The sequence below is a fragment of the Acinetobacter sp. ANC 3882 genome (assembly GCF_022549545.1).
Lineage (GTDB): Bacteria > Pseudomonadota > Gammaproteobacteria > Pseudomonadales > Moraxellaceae > Acinetobacter.
The window spans coordinates 22,376-38,094 of record NZ_JAKZGB010000004.1 but is presented as its reverse complement, the minus strand read 5'-3'; the positions used below and the strand labels follow the sequence as shown (position 1 = coordinate 38,094).

The following is a 15,719-nucleotide window of genomic DNA, read 5'->3' as shown; positions in this document are numbered from 1 at the left end:
CCTTTTCCTAAATTTTGCAATTTATTGTTTAAATTTTTCGATAAAAAATGGCGTCAGTTCAGCTAAAGCAACTTGCGACTGTTCAGCCGTTGCAAGCTCTTTTACGAGAAGCTGTTGAGATTCCCACTCACGCTCACCCAAAATAACCGCGAAGGTTGCACCAGACTGATCCGCCTTTTTCATTTGGCTTTTCATGCTGCCTTGAGATCCAGTTTTCAAACGAATCGAGCTATTTGCCGCTTCCAATTGGTCACGAATTTGCTCTGCCAAGACCAATGCTTTGGCTTGGTAAGCAGGTTCAGCCAACAAGAAGATTTCGCAATCACGAACCTCTTTGGTTTGTTCAACTTGCTCAAGCAACAGTAGCAAACGCTCCATCCCCATCGCAAAACCAACTGCAGGTACAGACTGATCGGCTTTACCTTTCAACTGACCAACCAAACCATCATAGCGACCGCCTGCACACACCGTACCTTGTGAACCCAACATCGTGGTGGTCCATTCAAATACAGTTTTGTTGTAGTAGTCCAGACCACGCACTAACTTTTGGTTAATCACAAACTCAATACCAGCATCGGTTAAATATTGCTGCAATTGCTGGAAGTGATTGATTGAATCTTCTTTAAGGAAATCATGCAACTTCGGTGCATTTTCCAGAATCTTTTGGGTCGATTCAATCTTAGAATCCAAAATACGCAATGGATTGGTGGTTAAACGACGTTGAGAATCTTCATCCAACGCATCTTTGTGTTGGTTTAGAAACTCAACTAATGCTGCACGGTATTCTGTACGCTCATCGGTTTCGCCTAAGGTATTCAACTCAAGTTGAACCTTGTCAGCAATCCCCATATGCTTCCACAAACGCGCTGTGAGTAAAATTAATTCTGCATCAATATCTGGCGTTGCCACACCAAAAGTTTCGACACCAAACTGGTGGAACTGACGGTAACGGCCTTTTTGCGGTTTTTCATAACGGAACATAGGTCCCATATACCACACACGCGGTGTCGCGCCACGCAACAAATTATGTTCAAGCAACGCACGTACACAACCCGCAGTCCCTTCTGGACGTAGCGTAAGTGATTCAGGTGGATTGCCTTTGTCGAAAAAGGTATACATTTCTTTTTCGACGATATCGGTCGCATCACCAATAGCACGTTTGAATAAACCAGTTTGCTCAACGATCGGTAAACGGATCTGTTGATAACCATACGCATCCATCAGAGATGCAAGTTGTTGTTCCAGACTTCTCCAAGCCGCAGTTTGCGTTGGAAGGATGTCATTAAAACCTTTGATAGCGACGATTGAACTCATGATGAACTACGAATAATTTCTTTAGATTTTGCTTCTTCAAGCTCTTGGACACGTTGACGAACCATTGTTTCAATTTCATCAACCAACTGATTTGTGTCGATCAAATGGCTCTTTTCACCATTACGATAGACCAGTGAACGAGGAGATGCTCCTACAATCCCGATATCTGCCTCTTTGGCTTCACCAGGACCATTCACTTTACACCCGATCACAGACAAATCCATCGGAGTGCGGATATCTTCTAAACGCTCTTCCAATGCTTGCATCACTTGAATTACATTGAATTCTTGGCGTGAACAGCTTGGGCAAGCAATAAAGTTAATACCGTTTGAGCGTAAGCCCAACGATTTTAGAATATCAAAACCGATTTTAATTTCATCTTCTGGTTCAGCAGCCAGCGAGATACGCATGGTATCGCCAATGCCTTCCATCAATAATCCACCTAGTGCAATCGCAGACTTCACCGTACCAGTACGGTAAATCCCTGCCTCAGTTACACCAAGATGTAGCGGATTATCAATCTGTTGAGACAGTAAACGATAAGCATCCATGGTCAAAAACACATTCGATGCTTTTACGCTCACCTTGAACTCATGAAAATCTAAACGATCAAGGATATCAATATGGCGCATAGCAGACTCAAGCAACGCTTGTCCTGTTGGCTCACCATATTTCACTTGTAAATCTTTTTCTAATGAACCCGCATTCACACCGATACGAATCGAAATACCATGATGTTTTGCCGCAGCAACCACTTCACGTACTTTCTGATCCGAGCCAATATTCCCTGGATTGATACGCAAACAATCTGCACCGTAATCTGCAACAGCAAGTGCAATACGATGATCGAAATGAATATCTGCAACTAAAGGAACAGTCACACGTCTACGAATTGCACCAAATGCCTCTGCCGCCTCCATCGAAGGCACAGAAACACGCATGATATCTGCACCTGCATCTGCACAACGCTGGATCTGTGCGACAGTTGCATCGACATCACAGGTTTCAGTATTCGTCATACTTTGAACACTGATCGGTGCATCACCACCGACATACACCGAACCGACGCGAATTTTACGTGTTGGACGGCGTTTAATAGGGTTCACAATCATCGTATAGCTCTACTCTTTGGCATTAACGAGACAAACGGAATTCTGCTTTTCCATTAACTGTATATGGAGACAATGAAATTTGCTCCTGATTTAAAGTCAATGCTACTGCTGTCGCATCATCTAAACGAATTTGAAATGGCGATTCGCCACTTAAAGTCAATGTCGATGCTTGGCGACCTGTTGCCAATACTTTACCTGTTGCATCTACAATATGCACAGAGGTCGGACGATTAAAACTCAACACCAATTGGTCACCAGATGTTGCAGTCGTGGTAGTCCCACTCATGGGTAGAATTTGAACGTCAGAATTCTTGATCTTCGGCACATCTTCATCATCTTTATGGCTTGATGTCCAGTTTTGAACTGCCATAACCGCTAACCAAGCCAATACGGCAACGGCAACCACGATCGCGATACGCTTTAACCAGATACGGTTACGTACACTTTTCGAACCTGATAATTTCCCCATAATTTTAATAGGAGAATTATTCAAGGCATGGCTCGCTTTAAGCCCAGTATCATTGGCATAGATTTCATCAAAACGCTGAATGATCGCACTGGCATCTGCATTTAAATGCTTTGCATAAGCACGATAATAGCCTTTGATAAACGTGGCTTCAGGTAATGATTTATAGTCGTCTTGCTCTAATGCTGTCAATGTTTTGACAGGCATATTCAATACGTTTGCAATCTCATCAATTTCTTTCTTTTGTGCAATACGAATTTGACGCAAATACTCACCAGGTCGTTGAATATTTCCTAACGTTGACGCTGGCGAGGTTGAGCCAGTTGGCTGATGTGAATTTGGATTTATTTCCATACGGCCTCAGTACTGTACTGTAATTGCAAATAACGTTGATATTCTGGACTATCAGGAAATAGCGCACGTAGTTGATTGACTAACACTTGCATTCCTAATTGATCCGCATTCGCTCGAGCAATGCGTAGACCAATCCAAAGCGCCCGAGCACCTTGGTTTTTCTGTCCCACGTTACGAACATATTGTTCGTATAGTTGCGCTGCATCTCTATTATTTTGTTGCAAATAGAAAATTTCCGCCAACTCTAACATTGAAATGGTTGCATTTCGATTCGCTTGTAGCGCCTGTTTGAATGATTTTTCAGCATTCGCAACATCGCCCAATTTCAAATAGATTCGCCCTAGGTTTTCCAACGACTGAAAACGTTGTTCATACCCTAAGGTTGCACCCGCACGGGTAAATTGCTCAATGGCATCATTATAGCGTTGCTGTTGATACAAATATGTACCGTAATTATTACGCGCTTGAGCATTATCAGGTTCTGAGGAAATTGCACGCTTAAAATAAGCTTCGGCTTTTTCCATATTTGTCGTGCTGCCTTCTTGTTGCAGCAAGATTCCCATCATCATGTTGGCATTGGCATCACGGGAATCAATCTTTAAAGCTTGGTCAAGCGAACGCTTGGCTGCATCTAAATCACGGCTGCGAATATACTCTGCTGCAAGTTGGGTACGAACTTGCACTGCTTTTTCTGGATCTTTTTTTAATGTTGTAGAGGGTGTTTGACATGCTGTTAGGCCAAGTAAAGTAAACACAACAGCTGTCGCAATAATCGTTTTTGGTCGAGTGGTATTCAACGCCTTTTCCCCAAGTATTATCCTTGTGTGCGCAAAATTTCTTGTTGTTGCGCCACTTTCTTTTTCCATTGTTCAGCACGACGAGTACGGTCAGCAACCTGTCCTACCAATTGTCCACACGCTGCATCGATATCATCACCACGTGTCTGACGAATCGTACACACAAATCCTGCATCCGACAAAGTTTTTTGGAACGCAATGATACGGTTACGGCTCGAACGACCATACGGTGCATGCGGGAACGGGTTAAATGGAATAAGATTGATCTTACTCGGTAAGTTTTTCAATAACTTTAAAAGTTGTTGTGCATGTTCAGGCTTATCATTGACACCGTCTAACATCACATACTCAATGGTAACGTGGCGACGTGAGCTTTCATTGCCATCTTTGCCCAAATAGCGCTGACATGCAGCAATTAACTGCTGTAATGGATATTTTTTATTGATTGGAACCAGTTCGTTACGCAACTCATCATTCGGTGCATGCAGTGAAATCGCCAATGCCACATCAATGTCTTGTGCCAATTGGTCAATTTTAGGCACCACGCCAGACGTTGATAACGTTACACGGCGCTTCGACATGCCATAAGCAAAATCGTCCAGCATCAACCGCATAGAACTGAGCACAGCATCATAGTTCAACAATGGTTCACCCATTCCCATCATCACAACATTGGTAACCGTACGCTCACGTTCGGCAACAGGCACTTCTTCCATGTAGGAATAATTTGCCATCCACAATTGGCCAATGATTTCGGCTGGGGTTAAGTCACGTTGGAACCCTTGCTTGCCTGTCGAGCAGAATGAACAATCCAAGGCACAGCCCACTTGTGATGAAATACACAAAGTCTTACGAGCACCCGTCTTATCTTCCGCAGGAATCAATACGGTTTCAACCAATGATCCCTCACCATCTCCAACACGGAATACCCACTTACGGGTTCCATCTTTAGAGTAGTTACGATGCACGACATCAGGGGCTTTAATTTCACAAATCTTTTCGAGTTTCTCTCGCAATTTTCCTGAGATATTGCTCATCTCAGCAAAATCAGTTATGAAATATTGATGAATCCATTTCATCACTTGACCCGCACGAAATTTCTTTTCGCCTAAGTCTTCGAAGAATTTTTCTAATTCAGCTCGCGACATGCCAAGTAAATTTACTTTTTTCTCGGCAGCATAAACGACAGACGTAGCGAAGGACTGTTGTTTTTCATCCAAATTTTCTGATGAAACGACCACTGCAGAACTCATGTATATTTACCTAAACAATATCGACGCTAAAAAATGCTGTGCATTATTCGCACAAAACAAGCAATAAGAAATAAAAAACCAGATAAGTAGTATACCACTTATCTGGTCTGAATACTTTGGATTAACGAGTGCGTGGGCAAATCTCGTTATCAGCAAAGAAGTAAGCGATTTCACGCTCAGCAGAAGCAACTGAGTCAGAACCGTGAGCAGCATTTTCGTCGATGCTTACAGCGAAGTCAGCGCGGATTGTACCTGGAGCCGCTTCTTTCGGGTTCGTTGCACCCAAGATTTCACGGTGAGCAAGAACAGCGTTTTCGCCTTCAAGAACAGAAACAACGACTGGACCAGAAGTCATGAATGCAACTAAGTCAGCAAAGAAACCACGTTCTTTGTGCTCAGCATAGAAACCTTCAGCATCAGCTTGAGAAAGTTGTTTCATTTTAGTAGCAACAATTTTCAAACCTGATTTTTCGAAACGAGCAAAGATGTCGCCGATGTGGTTTTTAGAAACTGCATCTGGTTTTACGATAGATAAAGTACGTTCAATCGCCATGATTGACTCCTATTATGGTTTAAACTAAAAAATTTGCCGCATTATACCGATGTCATCGCTAATAATCAGCTTGAATATGCAAAACTTAAGCGTTTTCTGACGAATTTTTAACGAACTTCATCCAGCCATGCCATTTGAATGGCTTCAAGCAAACCTTCAGTCGACTTATTTGGATCATCACTAAAGTCAGGCAAAGCACAAACCCATGCATGTAAATCGGTAAAACGGATCCATTGTGGGTCTACATCTGGATGTGCTTCGGTGAGTTCAATCGCAATATCAATCGTATCTGTCCAACGTAAGCCCATATGACAACCTAAATAAATGTATGTGATTGAGCATACTTTAACAAATCATGTAATTTAAGAGATAGTGTTCGATTGCGAAATTCAGCATAAAATACATTACAACGCGATATTCAGGCTAGGTGCCAACAAGATAATAGCACTGGCAACCGATGCACCAATCATCGCCCCAACGATCACATCACTTGGATAATGCAGGCCCAATACCATACGCGACAATGCGACGAGAATGGTAAACGGCAACATCAAGATCAATAACAGCGGCTGAACATAACCTAAAGTGATGGTCACCATCACTGCATGTAACGTATGACCTGATGGGAAACTAAAATGATCCAATGCTCGTTCCCCCAAGACAATCACTTGATGCACCTGATAGGGTCTTGGACGTGTGGTTTTATTTTTCAAAATTTTATAGATCAAGGTTCCCACTGAACCAGCCGCAATCAAGTACAAAATTTGCAGACCATATGCCAAACCTTGCATTGCCCAAACCGACAACAACATGACATACCAAAATGGCCCATCCCCCAAACGACTGATCGTTTTAAAAAATAAAGCAACTCGCTGCGAATGGGAGAGATGATTGAGGTAGACACACCCTTTTAAATCTAAATCAAGTATTTTTATTTTTGCATTTTGAAGATTCATACTTTTTCTCCTCTGATGAGAATACTTTAAGTCGCGGTCATGGGAGACTCCTCGCGACTTGATATAATGCTTGTTCTAATTGTTGTACTGGAAACTGCCAACTGCTTTGTTGCACACTTTCACTGGCCAGCAAACCCATCTGTCTTAACTGCGGTAGCGCAGGTAACTGGCAAATCGACTGAATTAGATGATCTGGTTGCCCCAATGGGCTCAGCCAACCAGTCACATTAGGTTGAACATGTTGATGTGCACACACATAATCATAGGCAACGACGGCTAAGCCACTGGCAATCGCCTCTAACACCACATTGCCAAAGGTATCAGCTTGGCTAGCAAAGGTAAAAACATCTGCGCTGGCATAAGCTGCTGATAGCTCGCGTCCGCTTAAACTTCCCATAAAAATAACATCTTCGGATTGGGCCATTTTGCTGAGTCGAGCACGATCTGGGCCATCACCGACAATCACAAATTTGCTATTTTTGCCTTGTTGCGCCTGTAGCGCCTGAAAGCTTTTAATCAGCACATCGACTTCTTTTTCGGGTGATAAACGTCCGACATATAGCATCACCCGAGTATCGGCATCGACACCCCACTGCTGGCGAAGCTGTTGCGAACGGTGCTGAGGTGAAAATTTTTCGGTATCCACACCGCGACCAACCACCACCAATGGGCAAGTCACACCGAAACCACGTAAAGCGTGCTCGGTATATTGGCTCGGGACACACGTCACATCGGTACTGTTATGAAACCAAGTCAAATAGCGTTGAATTGGCTTGACTAAAAAAGCCAAGTCAAAGAAGCGACTAAAATCATGGAATGCTGAATGAAAACCACTGGATACTGCGATTTTTCTCGACTTTGCTGCTTGTAGTGCAGTCAATCCCAAAGGTCCTTCGGTCACAATATGCACCACATCTGGCGCAAATTTTTCGAAGGCTTTTGAGACCTTGATATATTGCGGCCAACCAAATTGAATACTTGGATATTTAGGAATGGGTTGTGACATCACCAAGCATTCTTGCTCAGGGTGAAACTCGGTACAGATTGCTTTTTGGGTTGGTCGTACCAGTAAAATTTTATGCCCTAGTCGTTGTAAACCTTGACACAATTGCATCATCGACAAAGCCACACCATTTATTTCTGGCGGCCATGTTTCAGTCACAATAGCGATTCGGAGACGAGGACGAACGAGATCACGTAGTTCAGACAATTCATCTTGTTTATTTTTGAGTTGTTTCCTTTTAAAGTAAAATTTAAAATTTTCAGGAAACTCTTGCTTGAATAGAGATGTCGCGTATGTACTCTGCATATCGCCATCCATTTGTGTCGTTATTTTCATGCTTTCAGCTTAAAAACATTATTTGACACTTTAATGATCAGTGTATGACAGTTTTTTGACAGTCTTAAAATAAAAAATGCCCAGCCTGAAACTGGGTATTTGTATACAACACAATAAATACTTAACCTAAATTTGATCAGAAATATGGTACTCGGAAACGTCGTCAGCAACCTGCGCAATGTACGCAAGATAATGTTTCTGCGATATATTTTTAATACATCCAAAAAATGAACAGGTTTTGCTGATGACAATGGTTTTGCCTACTTTTCCCAAACGAAAAGTAGGGCGAGCCGCAGGCTGATCCTGTAATTCGATGAGAATTTATCAAGAAACCGTTAAGATAATTTTTTCCAACAGACTCTAGATAAAAATATTTAGATCAAACTCAAATTGCACTTATTCAAGCCAAAGGATTATCCACCGCAAAAATTTGCTGATCTTCCAAGCGGAAAGCCACCAGTTGCTGTCCCCAAACACAACCACCATCCACATTTTGAATGTGAGCGCTAATGGTTTTGCCTTGTAATGCAGCCCAATGTCCAAAAATTAATTGATGAGTTTGTGCCGCCTGACTTTCAAACTCAAACCACGGCTGAAAGCCTGCTGGCATCGGTGCATCAAGCGCATCTTTAAAATCGAATTCCAAACGCCCTTCCGCATCGGTTAAACGCATCCGGGTCAGATAATTGGTAATACAGCGCAAACGCGCTAAACCCGTTAAATCGTCTGACCACAGATCGGGTTGAGACCCATACATCTCAGCAAGAAAACTGTCTAATACTGCAAGATCATCATGACCAACCACCTGTTGCACTTCTTGCGCCAGTGCAACTGTTTTTGCCACAGTCCAAATACAGGGTACGCCTGCATGGGTAATCAAAGTGTGTTCATTTGGAGATAGGCTCAAAGGCTGTTTTCGCAGCCAATCAATCAGCTCATCACCATCAATCGCATCTATCACTTCTTGCGTATGATCTTTGTCTTTGGCTTTTTTAAAACCACGCGCACAGGCAATCAACGTAAGATCATGATTGCCCAGTACCGTTGCTGCAGCGCCACGATCAGCAAGCTTTTTAATAAAGCGCAATGCACCGACAGAGTTTTCACCACGTGCAACCAAATCACCTGTAAACCATAAAAAGTCTTGATCTGGATCAAAGCGAATTTCTTTCAACAACGCTTTCAGTGCTTCAAAACAACCTTGCACATCACCAATGACATAGTTATAGCGTTTTGACATTAAGACACCATCTGATCAGAAAGTGCAACAAAATCAGCCAAACTTAAAGTTTCAGGACGCGCCATTGGATCAACACCTGCTTTTTCAAAGCCATCTTCTGCCAACATGCCTTTCAAACTATTCCGTAGCGTTTTACGACGCTGGGTAAATACATGTCCAACCAAACGTGCCAAGGCTTTCTCATCTTTTGCCACGATGGGCTTGGTTTGGTATGGCTCTAAACGGAACACTGCCGATGTCACTTTCGGTGGCGGATTAAATGATCCTGGTGGTACTTCAAACAAAAACGTTGGTTTGCAGTAATACTGAATCATCACCGACAGACGACCATATTCTTTAGTATTTGGCGTCGCAGTGATACGGTCAACCACTTCTTTTTGCAACATGAAGTGCATATCTTTGACTTTGTCACCAAACTCCAAGAGATGGAATAACAAAGGCGTAGAAATGTTATATGGCAAATTTCCAACGACACGCAGTGGGCGGCCATCTTTAAACAATTCCGTGAAATCGTATTTTAATGCGTCGGCTTCGATAATGGTCAAACGTTCAGGATGCGGCACACGCCCAGGTAACCCTGCTGCCAAATCTCGGTCAAGCTCAACTACGGTCAAAGCATCACACTCACCAATCAATGGTGATGTTAATGCAGCCAAACCAGGTCCAATTTCAACAATATTTTCGCCTGTACGTGGATTCACTGAGCGTACAATTTTGGCAATCACACGTTGATCATGTAAGAAGTTTTGACCAAAACGTTTTCGAGCCTGATGCCCTTCATCTTTAGGGTTTAGGGCATTAATTTGATACATAATAATTCCAACGTGAATAATTTACTCGTTAATCACTGACGAGCTAAATCAAGTGCTAAATCCACTGCGACATGCAAGCTCGATGCTTTTGCTTGTCCAGTGCCTGCAAGAGAAAGTGCTGTACCATGATCGACAGAGGTTCGAATAAATGGCAAGCCTAATGTAATGTTAACTGCTTCACCAAAGCCTTGTGATTTTAACACAGGTAAGCCCTGATCGTGATACATCGCTAAAACTGCATCTGCATGGCTTAGATTTTCAGGGGTAAATAAGGTATCTGCGGGTAAGCTTAAACTCATTCCAATCCCTTGCGCTCGATAGCTTTCCAACACAGGGTTGATCACTTCAATTTCTTCACGACCCAAATAGCCATCTTCACCTGCATGTGGGTTCAGGCCACACACCAAAATACGAGGCTGTGCAATTTTAAATTTTGTTTTTAAATCATGAATCAGAATATCAATCACTTGATGTAGACGCTGTTGCGTAATTGCATCCGCTACATCCCGCAAAGGTAGGTGTGTCGTCGCCAAGGCAACACGTAATGTTTTGGTGGCCAACATCATCACCACCCGATCAATGCCAGCAAATTCTTGGTAATATTCGGTATGCCCACTAAATGCAATGCCCGCATCATTGATAATCGATTTTTGCACTGGCGCTGTCGCAACCCCAACACTCTGCCCAGACACCGCATAATCGGCTGAACGGCGTAATTGTTCCAATACATAAGCGGCATTGGCTGAATCTAACTGACCTAAAGTGACTGGTTTTGCTAAAGGGACATGTTCAACAAAAAGTTGCCCCCTCAAACTGGATTCTGCTTGTCCTTGATAAGCAATCAATTCAACATCGATTCCTAAAAGATCGGCACGCTGCTGTAACATCTGTAGATCGGCAAGGATAACAATCGGTCGCTCATCTACACGTTCTGCCAGACTGAGACAAATATCAGGACCTATTCCTGCTGGTTCGCCTGAAGTAACATATAAAGGAAGCATCTATTCCGCCAGTCTTTTTTTGATTCCCATCTAGTGTAACGAAAATCTCAGGGCAGCTATAGTGCTTCATTTTTAATAATTTAATTACTTTAAGGTGTTGCTGAAACTTTTGGTAAGTTCTGTGGAACTAAATTCGATGGTACAAACTCCACCTGACGTGTCCAGGGATTGATCTTTGGTTGGACTTTTTTCTCAGGCTGTACCACAGCGACTTCTTCTTTTTTCTCAGCGACCACAACACTACTTGAGGCTTTTTCTACCAATGGATTGCTAACCACGTCTTTCTTTTCTGCAACCTGAACGGGCTGTGCAATCGGAGATTCCTTCTTCTCTATCACAGGTGTTGCAACCACAGTACTTACAGACCGAGTATAGGGTGCTGCAATTACCCCTTGTTTCACTACAGTTTGTGTCGTCGGTTGCTGAACCGTTGCATTGGCAGCTTGCCCCTGAAGATTGAGTTGATCGACAGGAATCTCGATCGCTTTCATCTCAGCCGTTACAGCCATAGCGGGATCGACGTGATCATTGCCTCGACTTTCCAGAACCTCTAATTTTCGACTGGTCCCTTCTTTCGGCTGAAACTCTGAATAATTGGTCACACTGGTTTGATCCACCCACTTATAAAGCCGTCGTGCATTTGTCTGTGTAGAACAAACACCTATTAATAATGTAACTACAACAATTTTTGTAGAAAACGACAACTTCATCAAATTCCCCAGCAGAAAAGCTTAATACTTCTATTTATTTCAAACGTTTGCTAAAAAAATAATAGGTCAAATCCGCCCCCCTCACAAGGCAAATAATGTTGCCTTCAATAAAGGTCGCCTTACTTACAAATTCAGTCACATTGCAGCATTTTCTGACCTTTCAGCTGATTTTTTCTTGTGCATTTTTATAAATCCATGTAGAATTCCGTCTCCTTTTGTTTGGACAGATTTCACCGTCCAAACCAACTATAATAGGTAGTGGTTTAAATGAAAACTCTCAGCGCTAAGCCAGCTGAAGTTCAACACGACTGGTATGTTGTTGATGCTTCTGGCAAAACTTTAGGTCGCCTTGCGACTGAAATCGCTCGTCGTTTACGCGGTAAGCACAAAACTTCTTATACTCCTCACGTTGACACTGGCGACTACATCGTTGTGATCAATGCTGAACACGTTCAAGTGACTGGTAAAAAAGCGCTTGATAAGAAATATTATCGCCATACTGGTTTCCCTGGTGGTATCCGTGAGACTAACTTCGAGAAGTTAATTGCTCACAAACCTGAAGCAGTTTTAGAAAAAGCTGTTAAAGGTATGTTACCAAAAGGTCCTCTTGGTTATGCAATGATCAAAAAAATGAAAGTGTACGCTGGTACTGAGCATCCTCATACTGCTCAACAGCCACAAGTTTTGGACATCTAAGGGATACAGCACATGGCTACTAATTATGGTACAGGTCGCCGTAAGACCGCAACTGCACGTGTTTTCTTATCAGCTGGTACAGGTAAACTCGTAATTAACAACCGTACGCTTGAGCAATATTTCGGTCGTGAAACTGCTCGTATGGTTGTGCGTCAGCCTTTAGAGCTTTTAGAAGTTACTGAAAAATTTGACCTTTACATCACTGTTAAAGGTGGTGGTATCGGTGGTCAAGCAGGCGCTATCCGTCACGGTATTACTCGTGCATTGATCGCTGCTGACGAAACTTTAAAACCTGCTCTTCGTCAAGCTGGTTTCGTTACTCGTGATGCTCGTGAAGTTGAACGTAAGAAACTTGGTTTACGTAAAGCTCGTAAACGTCCTCAATTCTCTAAACGTTAATCGTTTTACGAATTGGACAAAAAACCTCGGAATTTTCCGAGGTTTTTTTATTGCTTAGCGTTGGTTATTTCTTTTTAGAACAGTCCATTATTGCATCACCTGTGCCATCGGCAGAAGAAAATTCCGTGACCTTACAGCCATTCTGTGTATAGGTCTTACTCACTTTAGAAAATTGGTGGTCTTTGGGAATAGGTGCATTACATGGTTGGTCAGTTTTTTCATCCACCATTTGGATCGGCCCATCATTGTAAATAGTGACCTGACAACCTTTCACGACATACTGTTTTTTTATGCCGCCATACTGTTGCCCGTTATCCTCATCGGCCGCATCCGCAATAACAGCATCGGCAGCAGCACCGATCTCATGATCTGAAGATGCGACTGCCTGCTTCTCTGAAGTAGATGCTAAGCTAGTACATCCACCGAGCATAAGTGCTGCACATAAGGTCGTCAGATAATATCGCTTCATTGTATTTTTCTCTCTTTGAACTTATTGAATCATAAATCTATTCTGTAACAATCATATTGTTCAGCTTTAAGTGATTTCCAACGTTAATTTTAGTATTCTAAACAGTCAACCATAATTTTTTGGACTTATGTCTTTAGAAAATCCCCCAACCCCTGTCCAAGGCATTACGCTTTATAGTCATGCAGACGATTTCCGTTCACACTGGATCCGTTTTTTACTGGCTGAAAAACAAATCAAATATCATCTTATTCTTACCGACCATGAAGATGAGGATTTAGCGGATCTTAATCCCTATAACCAACTTCCGATGTTGATTGAACAAAACCTGAAACTTTTTTCAGCCAATGTCATTGCTGAATATTTAGATGATCGTTACCGCCAAAATAAGCTGTATGCTGATGCACCCATGGCGCGAGCGGAACAACGTCAATATATTTGGCGTTTCGAACAGGATTGGTTCAAATTGGCCGATCACATGTTGAGACACACAGATACGCTAGACCCTAAACAAAAACAAAAGGCTCAGAAAGAGCTAAGAGATACGCTGATTTCTCTGACACCACTCTTTCAGCATTTCCCATTTTTCATGTCAGAAACATTTTCAATCCTTGATTGTATGTTGGCCCCAATCTTTCTACGTCTAAAAAGTATGGGGATTGAATTACCTGCACAGCACTGTCGGCCTATATTCTTGTATTGTCATCGTATCTTTAGCCGACCATCTTTCATTAAATCAATGACAGCTCAAGAAAAAAACAGCTACAATGAATTGATTTCAACGATTTAATAAGTTTTTCAATTATGTCTGAGCAAATAACTTTTACGCCTACACGCCCCTATCTTGCTCGTGCCATTTATGAATGGATTTGCGATAACCAGCTGACCCCTTATTTATTGGTTGATGCAACACAACCCCATACCGATGTTCCATTACAATTTGTCAAAGATGGACAAATTGTCTTAAATCTTGCACCACATGCCATTCATCAATTCCATATGAGCAATGACGCAATCACCTTTTCGGCTCGCTTTGGTGGTGTTGCAAAAGAGATTTATGTGCCTATTCGTGCTGTATTAGGGATTTATGCAAGAGAAAATGGACAAGGTTTATTCTTTGATGCTTCTGAATATGCAGAAATCGAAGATACAACTGCCCCTCCAGTGGATGAAGGTAAGCAAGACGCTGAACCAACTAAAAAGAAACCTTCACTCAGAATTTTAGATTAAGCGAGGATAGACAAGATGGCATTTGACTTAGTTCAATATTTTTCTGAACAAATTAAAATTCAAAAACCACAACTTTTTAATCAATATTCTCCTAAAGAAAAACAAGCTTATATTGATGAAGTGAACGTGTTAGCACTTGGGCAATTGATTAGTCTGTGGAAACAAAATCCACAAAAGCTATATCAAGAAGTTCAAACTGCTGATCCGCTTTACATTCAGGAGGTTGCTCGCCATCTTACTACCTCAGCCCATAATCAATCCACGCTGAAAGCCGCTGAGTTGGAAACCAGCCTCTCTGATGTACTGACGCTACAGTTGGCCGAATTGAAGCAACTGGATCAAACTGGAAGCTTTGGGCAAACAGGATTGACAGAACTTCTAGTCGGTCAAATTGAACATTTATCTGGGCAAGCGGAAGACTGGGTCTGGTCAACCAATCAACTGACCGAATTACTCGGTTCCAAGCCTGTGGTACAGCAAGAAGTGTCGCTTGAAGCTACCATGCAAGAATTCAATCAAATGGTTCATCAAGCACAACCAACTGCACATGATGATCATGAGGAAATAGTTGAGGTTGAAACGCCTGCAGTTCCTGCTTGGGCGTATATTGTTTCTCCTTTTGTGGCATTGGTCATTTTGATCTTTTTGTATTGTTCATATTGCCAATTAATTTCAACCTAAGACTCACAATAAAATGATAAAGAAAGTGTATTTACTTTCTTTATCATAGGCTTACGAAAAAATTAACTTCGCTTAAAATATTAATTAATTTATTTTAATTAAAATAATTTACATTTATTTACAATCAAAGATTAGCTTTAAACCTAGATATTAATGTGCTTAATATCACAATAAAAACAGAATACAATCCTCAATTAATATTTTTATTTGTTTATTTGACAAAAATTGTCAATTATTAGCAAATCAGTCAATTCAATTATTTTAAAGTATGATTGATTTAATAAAAGAGTTTCCTATAATGAGATTAACTACTTTTGAAAACTAATCAAAAACAGAAGTG

At 41.8% G+C, this 15,719-nt stretch carries 19 protein-coding genes; 5 read left to right on the top strand and 14 right to left on the bottom strand.

Annotated features, from left to right (window positions below):
* Nucleotides 1-21 precede the first annotated feature (21 nt).
* From hisS to MMO42_RS09405, 13 genes are all read right to left on the bottom strand, one after another.
* Entirely contained in the window at nucleotides 22-1,314 is a 1,293-nt protein-coding gene (gene hisS / locus MMO42_RS09465; protein ID WP_241320336.1) for a histidine--tRNA ligase, read from the bottom strand.
* Nucleotides 1,311-2,426: a flavodoxin-dependent (E)-4-hydroxy-3-methylbut-2-enyl-diphosphate synthase gene (gene ispG / locus MMO42_RS09460; RefSeq protein ID WP_005296856.1), complete on the bottom strand. Its 1,116-nt coding sequence runs from the start codon at nucleotides 2,424-2,426 to the stop codon at nucleotides 1,311-1,313. The genes hisS and ispG overlap by 4 nt, the downstream gene beginning before the upstream one ends.
* A gap of 22 nt (nucleotides 2,427-2,448) precedes the next feature.
* Nucleotides 2,449-3,246: a helix-turn-helix domain-containing protein gene (locus MMO42_RS09455; RefSeq protein ID WP_005208885.1), complete on the bottom strand. Its 798-nt coding sequence runs from the start codon at nucleotides 3,244-3,246 to the stop codon at nucleotides 2,449-2,451.
* The gene (pilW, locus tag MMO42_RS09450; protein WP_241320335.1) at nucleotides 3,237-4,043 is read right to left on the bottom strand and encodes a type IV pilus biogenesis/stability protein PilW; all 807 of its coding nucleotides are present in this window, start codon (nucleotides 4,041-4,043) and stop codon (nucleotides 3,237-3,239) included. Before pilW ends, MMO42_RS09455 begins: the two co-directional genes overlap by 10 nt.
* A gap of 17 nt (nucleotides 4,044-4,060) precedes the next feature.
* Nucleotides 4,061-5,296, bottom strand: coding sequence for a 23S rRNA (adenine(2503)-C(2))-methyltransferase RlmN (gene rlmN / locus MMO42_RS09445; RefSeq protein ID WP_241320334.1), 1,236 nt, complete (start codon nucleotides 5,294-5,296; stop codon nucleotides 4,061-4,063).
* 121 nt (nucleotides 5,297-5,417) lie between these two features.
* Nucleotides 5,418-5,849: a nucleoside-diphosphate kinase gene (gene ndk, locus MMO42_RS09440; protein ID WP_005296864.1), complete on the bottom strand. Its 432-nt coding sequence runs from the start codon at nucleotides 5,847-5,849 to the stop codon at nucleotides 5,418-5,420.
* A 107-nt stretch (nucleotides 5,850-5,956) separates the two neighbouring features.
* Nucleotides 5,957-6,157 (bottom strand): Fe-S cluster assembly protein IscX, encoded by a 201-nt coding sequence (gene iscX, locus MMO42_RS09435; RefSeq protein WP_004652532.1) that lies wholly within the window; start codon nucleotides 6,155-6,157, stop codon nucleotides 5,957-5,959.
* A gap of 96 nt (nucleotides 6,158-6,253) precedes the next feature.
* Nucleotides 6,254-6,805 (bottom strand): phosphatase PAP2 family protein, encoded by a 552-nt coding sequence (locus tag MMO42_RS09430; protein WP_241320333.1) that lies wholly within the window; start codon nucleotides 6,803-6,805, stop codon nucleotides 6,254-6,256.
* 37 nt (nucleotides 6,806-6,842) lie between these two features.
* A complete protein-coding gene (locus MMO42_RS09425) occupies nucleotides 6,843-8,114 on the bottom strand; it encodes a glycosyltransferase family 1 protein (RefSeq protein ID WP_241320535.1) in 1,272 nt (423 codons plus the stop codon).
* A 430-nt stretch (nucleotides 8,115-8,544) separates the two neighbouring features.
* Nucleotides 8,545-9,384, bottom strand: coding sequence for a symmetrical bis(5'-nucleosyl)-tetraphosphatase (locus MMO42_RS09420; protein WP_241320332.1), 840 nt, complete (start codon nucleotides 9,382-9,384; stop codon nucleotides 8,545-8,547).
* On the bottom strand, nucleotides 9,384-10,196 hold the full coding sequence (gene rsmA / locus MMO42_RS09415; RefSeq protein WP_005296871.1) for a 16S rRNA (adenine(1518)-N(6)/adenine(1519)-N(6))-dimethyltransferase RsmA: 813 nt from the start codon (nucleotides 10,194-10,196) through the stop codon (nucleotides 9,384-9,386). The genes MMO42_RS09420 and rsmA overlap by 1 nt, the downstream gene beginning before the upstream one ends.
* Nucleotides 10,197-10,228: 32 nt before the next feature.
* Nucleotides 10,229-11,197, bottom strand: a complete 969-nt coding sequence (pdxA, locus tag MMO42_RS09410) for a 4-hydroxythreonine-4-phosphate dehydrogenase PdxA (protein ID WP_241320331.1) — start codon at nucleotides 11,195-11,197, stop codon at nucleotides 10,229-10,231.
* An 89-nt stretch (nucleotides 11,198-11,286) separates the two neighbouring features.
* The gene (locus MMO42_RS09405) at nucleotides 11,287-11,907 is read right to left on the bottom strand and encodes a hypothetical protein (protein ID WP_241320330.1); all 621 of its coding nucleotides are present in this window, start codon (nucleotides 11,905-11,907) and stop codon (nucleotides 11,287-11,289) included.
* A gap of 267 nt (nucleotides 11,908-12,174) precedes the next feature.
* Between MMO42_RS09405 and rplM the strand changes: the two genes are divergently transcribed.
* A complete protein-coding gene (rplM, locus tag MMO42_RS09400; RefSeq protein ID WP_004802631.1) occupies nucleotides 12,175-12,603 on the top strand; it encodes a 50S ribosomal protein L13 in 429 nt (142 codons plus the stop codon).
* 12 nt (nucleotides 12,604-12,615) lie between these two features.
* Entirely contained in the window at nucleotides 12,616-13,002 is a 387-nt protein-coding gene (gene rpsI / locus MMO42_RS09395; protein WP_004640839.1) for a 30S ribosomal protein S9, read from the top strand.
* 64 nt (nucleotides 13,003-13,066) lie between these two features.
* Here rpsI and MMO42_RS09390 read toward each other — a convergent pair whose 3' ends face one another.
* Nucleotides 13,067-13,471 (bottom strand): hypothetical protein, encoded by a 405-nt coding sequence (locus tag MMO42_RS09390; protein WP_241320329.1) that lies wholly within the window; start codon nucleotides 13,469-13,471, stop codon nucleotides 13,067-13,069.
* Nucleotides 13,472-13,598: 127 nt separating this feature from the next.
* On the opposite strand from MMO42_RS09390, the gene MMO42_RS09385 reads away from it, so the two are divergent.
* From MMO42_RS09385 to MMO42_RS09375, 3 genes are read left to right on the top strand one after another with little or no spacing between them, the layout of a single operon-like run.
* Entirely contained in the window at nucleotides 13,599-14,258 is a 660-nt protein-coding gene (locus tag MMO42_RS09385; protein ID WP_005296879.1) for a glutathione S-transferase N-terminal domain-containing protein, read from the top strand.
* A 14-nt stretch (nucleotides 14,259-14,272) separates the two neighbouring features.
* Entirely contained in the window at nucleotides 14,273-14,698 is a 426-nt protein-coding gene (locus MMO42_RS09380; RefSeq protein WP_005149684.1) for a ClpXP protease specificity-enhancing factor, read from the top strand.
* Between the two features lie 15 nt (nucleotides 14,699-14,713).
* Nucleotides 14,714-15,379, top strand: coding sequence for a hypothetical protein (locus MMO42_RS09375; RefSeq protein ID WP_241320328.1), 666 nt, complete (start codon nucleotides 14,714-14,716; stop codon nucleotides 15,377-15,379).
* The last annotated feature ends 340 nt before the right edge of the window (nucleotides 15,380-15,719 follow it).

What these genes read in the sequence shown, in the direction of transcription:
- hisS (WP_241320336.1), bottom strand. Translation starts at nt 1,314, where the DNA reads ATGAGTTCAATCGTCGCTATCAAAGGTTTTAATGACATCCTTCCAACG.
- ispG (WP_005296856.1), bottom strand. Translation starts at nt 2,426, where the DNA reads ATGATTGTGAACCCTATTAAACGCCGTCCAACACGTAAAATTCGCGTC.
- MMO42_RS09455 (WP_005208885.1), bottom strand. Translation starts at nt 3,246, where the DNA reads ATGGAAATAAATCCAAATTCACATCAGCCAACTGGCTCAACCTCGCCA.
- rlmN (WP_241320334.1), bottom strand. Translation starts at nt 5,296, where the DNA reads ATGAGTTCTGCAGTGGTCGTTTCATCAGAAAATTTGGATGAAAAACAA.
- ndk (WP_005296864.1), bottom strand. Translation starts at nt 5,849, where the DNA reads ATGGCGATTGAACGTACTTTATCTATCGTAAAACCAGATGCAGTTTCT.
- iscX (WP_004652532.1), bottom strand. Translation starts at nt 6,157, where the DNA reads ATGGGCTTACGTTGGACAGATACGATTGATATTGCGATTGAACTCACC.
- MMO42_RS09430 (WP_241320333.1), bottom strand. Translation starts at nt 6,805, where the DNA reads ATGAATCTTCAAAATGCAAAAATAAAAATACTTGATTTAGATTTAAAA.
- MMO42_RS09425 (WP_241320535.1), bottom strand. Translation starts at nt 8,114, where the DNA reads ATGCAGAGTACATACGCGACATCTCTATTCAAGCAAGAGTTTCCTGAA.
- MMO42_RS09420 (WP_241320332.1), bottom strand. Translation starts at nt 9,384, where the DNA reads ATGTCAAAACGCTATAACTATGTCATTGGTGATGTGCAAGGTTGTTTT.
- rsmA (WP_005296871.1), bottom strand. Translation starts at nt 10,196, where the DNA reads ATGTATCAAATTAATGCCCTAAACCCTAAAGATGAAGGGCATCAGGCT.
- pdxA (WP_241320331.1), bottom strand. Translation starts at nt 11,197, where the DNA reads ATGCTTCCTTTATATGTTACTTCAGGCGAACCAGCAGGAATAGGTCCT.
- MMO42_RS09405 (WP_241320330.1), bottom strand. Translation starts at nt 11,907, where the DNA reads ATGAAGTTGTCGTTTTCTACAAAAATTGTTGTAGTTACATTATTAATA.
- rplM (WP_004802631.1), top strand. Translation starts at nt 12,175, where the DNA reads ATGAAAACTCTCAGCGCTAAGCCAGCTGAAGTTCAACACGACTGGTAT.
- rpsI (WP_004640839.1), top strand. Translation starts at nt 12,616, where the DNA reads ATGGCTACTAATTATGGTACAGGTCGCCGTAAGACCGCAACTGCACGT.
- MMO42_RS09390 (WP_241320329.1), bottom strand. Translation starts at nt 13,471, where the DNA reads ATGAAGCGATATTATCTGACGACCTTATGTGCAGCACTTATGCTCGGT.
- MMO42_RS09385 (WP_005296879.1), top strand. Translation starts at nt 13,599, where the DNA reads ATGTCTTTAGAAAATCCCCCAACCCCTGTCCAAGGCATTACGCTTTAT.
- MMO42_RS09380 (WP_005149684.1), top strand. Translation starts at nt 14,273, where the DNA reads ATGTCTGAGCAAATAACTTTTACGCCTACACGCCCCTATCTTGCTCGT.
- MMO42_RS09375 (WP_241320328.1), top strand. Translation starts at nt 14,714, where the DNA reads ATGGCATTTGACTTAGTTCAATATTTTTCTGAACAAATTAAAATTCAA.